The 2,833-nt window shown below is 67.2% G+C and carries 4 protein-coding genes; all 4 read right to left on the bottom strand.

Translation table 11 applies throughout. The features are described from left to right. Nucleotides 1-85: 85 nt before the first annotated feature. Nucleotides 86-487, bottom strand: coding sequence for an alternative ribosome rescue aminoacyl-tRNA hydrolase ArfB (gene arfB, locus AC3WJI_RS21495; protein ID WP_492759350.1), 402 nt, complete (start codon nt 485-487; stop codon nt 86-88). Beyond that, a complete protein-coding gene (locus tag AC3WJI_RS21490) occupies nt 480-1,130 on the bottom strand; it encodes an RluA family pseudouridine synthase (protein ID WP_492759349.1) in 651 nt (216 codons plus the stop codon). The genes arfB and AC3WJI_RS21490 overlap by 8 nt, the downstream gene beginning before the upstream one ends. Before the next feature lie 124 nt (nt 1,131-1,254). Then, nucleotides 1,255-1,857: an NAD(P)H:quinone oxidoreductase gene (gene wrbA, locus AC3WJI_RS21485; protein WP_492759348.1), complete on the bottom strand. Its 603-nt coding sequence runs from the start codon at nt 1,855-1,857 to the stop codon at nt 1,255-1,257. A 117-nt stretch (nt 1,858-1,974) separates the two neighbouring features. Continuing rightward, complete coding sequence (locus tag AC3WJI_RS21480) at nt 1,975-2,673, bottom strand: pirin family protein (protein ID WP_492759347.1); 699 nt, start codon at nt 2,671-2,673, stop codon at nt 1,975-1,977. Between the last annotated feature and the right edge of the window lie 160 nt (nt 2,674-2,833).

The raw sequence follows: 2,833 nt of genomic DNA, 5'->3' as shown, positions 1-2,833 counted from the left end.
GGGTGGGGGATGTCTCATCGAGACCGTGGCCCGCGGACAGGCCCCACCCCAACCCCTCCTCTGAAGGGGAGGGGCTCGAGAAGATTCAATCGACCCGCACTTTACCGCGTCCTGCCTTCACTTCGCTGCGCCCCTTCTTCGCATCGACGCGCCGCGCCTTCGCCGCCTTGCTCGGCTTGGTCTTGACGCGGCGCGCCTGGCGTTCGTGCGCCTTCTCCAGCAATTCGAGCACCCGTTCGCGCGCGTCAGCGCGGTTGGCGTCCTGGGTGCGGAATTTCCGCGCGGTGATCACGAGTTCGCCAGCGCTGGTCAGCTTGCTCCCCGCCAGCGCCTTCAATTGCTGATAAGCATAAGGCGGCAGCCCGAGTGCGAACACGTTGACGCGCAGCTGGACCGCGGTCGCGACCTTGTTGACGTTCTGCCCGCCGGGGCCCGAGGCGGCGAGGAACTTCTCCTCGACGATCGCCTCCTCGGGCAGCTCAGCCACGGCCGAAGCCGATATTGTGGAAGCGCGCCGGCAGCGGGGCTTCGGCGTGGATCGCGGGCTTGTCGCCGCGCGGGACGGTAAGCTCGGCGGCGTGGAGCATCACCGCGGGGCCGCCGCGGCCATAGACCGGGTCGCCGAGGATCGGCAGGCCGAGCCCCTCGGCGGCGTGGACGCGAATCTGGTGGGTGCGGCCGGTCTCGGGGAAGAAAGCGAGCATCGCCTTGCCGCCGACGCGCTCGACGACTTGCCAGCGGGTGCGCGCGGCCTTGCCGGCGGGGTCGCCGATCATCCGCCAGCCGGTCGCCTCGGTCGAGACCTTGATCAGCGGCAAGTCGATCTCGCCGCTATCGGCCTCGGGCGCGCCGTCGAGGATCGCGAGGTAGCGCTTGGTCACCGTCCCGGCCTCGAACGCCTGGCCGAAGCGCTTGTGCGCCTTGGGGTTGCGCGCGAGGAGCAGGCAGCCGCTGGTGTCGCGGTCGAGCCGGTGGACGGGCAAAGGGAGCCGCTGGAAGCCGAAGGTGAGCTGGTCGAGCATATCCTCGAGGCTCTCGGAGCGGTCGCGCGGGCGATCGACCGGCAGGCCCGCAGGCTTGTCGATCACGATCGCTTCGCCGTCGATGAAGAGCACGCGGTCCTTGAACATAGGCCGGCATATAGAGCCTCGCGTTCAAACGGAAAGCGGCGGCCGGGCTTTCGCCTGGCCGCCGCTCCGTCGAGACCGCGCGGGAAGGGGGCTTTACGCAGTCTCGGGCTCGCGGGTTGGGGGATTATGCCGCGAGCTTGTTGGCGACTTCGGCGATGCGGCGGCCCTGATAGCGCGCGCCCTCGAGCTCGACGTCGCTCGGCAGGCGGCTGCCGTCGCCGTCCGAGATCGTCGTCGCGCCATAAGGCGTGCCGCCCTTGACTTCGTCGACGCCCATCTGGCCCTGGAAGCCATAGTCGAGCCCGACCACGGTCAGGCCGAAGTGCAGCAGATTGGTGATGATCGAGAAGAGCGTCGTCTCCTGACCGCCATGCTGGGTCGCGGTCGACGTGAAGGCGCCGCCGACCTTTCCGTTGAGCTTGCCCTGGAACCACAGGCCGCCGGCGCGGTCCCAAAAGCTCGCCATCTGGCTCGACATCCGGCCGAAGCGCGTCGGCGCACCGACGATGATGCCGTCGTAATTGGCGAGGTCATTGACGTCCTCGAGCACCGGGTGGCTGTGATCGGCGACGAAGCCCGCGGCGGCGGCGACTTCGGCAGGCGCAGTCTCGGGGACGCGGCGGACATCGACTTCGGCACCAGCGCTGCGCGCGCCTTCGGCGACGGCGTCGGCCATCTTCGCGAGGTGGCCATAGGACGAGTAATAGAGAACGAGGATCTTGGACATTGGAGTTCCTTCTAAATTCCTCTCCCGCTTGCGAGAGGGGTTAGGGGAGGGGATTTCTCCGGAGAAGTGAGCCAGCCCCTCCCCCGACCCCTCCCGCAAGCGGGAGGGGAGTTTCAGTTATTCCGCGTCGACCAGGACGATCTCGGCGTCTTCGAGGGCCTTGATCGTCACGGTCTGGCCGCCCGAGAGCGCCGCGCCGTCGCGGGCGTCGAAGCGCTGGCCGTCGATCTCGATCGCGCCGACGGCGGGGACGAGATAGGCGTGGCGCCCGTCGCCGACGCTATGCTCGACGCTTTCGCCGGCCTTGAGCGTCGCGCCGAGGACGCGGGCATCGGCACGGATCGGCAACGCCTCGTCATCGCCTTCGAACCCGGAGGCGAGGGTCACGAATTTCCCCGAACGGTCGCCCTTGGGGAAAGGCTTGGCGCCCCAGCTCGGCTGGCCGCCGCGTTCGCGCGGCAGCACCCAGATCTGGAAGAGAGTCGTGGTCTCGGGCTCGAGATTATATTCGGCGTGGCGCACGCCGGTGCCCGCGCTCATCACCTGCACGTCGCCGGCGCCGGTGCGGCCCTGATTGCCCATCGAATCCTGATGGGTGATCGCGCCGGTGCGGACATAGGTGATGATCTCCATGTCCTGGTGCGGATGCGCCGGGAAGCCGTTGTTCGCGGCGATCTCGTCGTCGTTCCAGACGCGGATCGCACCCCAGCCCATGCGGGAAGGGTCGTAATAGTCGGCAAAGCTGAAATGGTGCCGCGCGTTGAGCCAGCCATGGTTGGCATGGCCGAGGCTTTCGAAAGAGCGTTTCTCGATCATCGCTGATCTCCCTTGGTGTTGGCGCCAAGATAGGGAATAGGATCATGCCGTAAATGGAAACGTTGGAAACTGATTGTTTCTGTTGTAAGCCCCTCCCCTTCAGGGGAGGGGTTGGGGTGGGGCAGTGCCTCAAGCCATTGTCTCGGTGAGACGGACAGGG

The sequence above is a fragment of the Sphingomonas sp. FW306-1B-B10E genome (assembly GCF_058782005.1).
The sequence above is the reverse complement of the archived record's forward strand: the minus strand, read 5'-3'. Positions and strand labels throughout refer to the sequence as shown.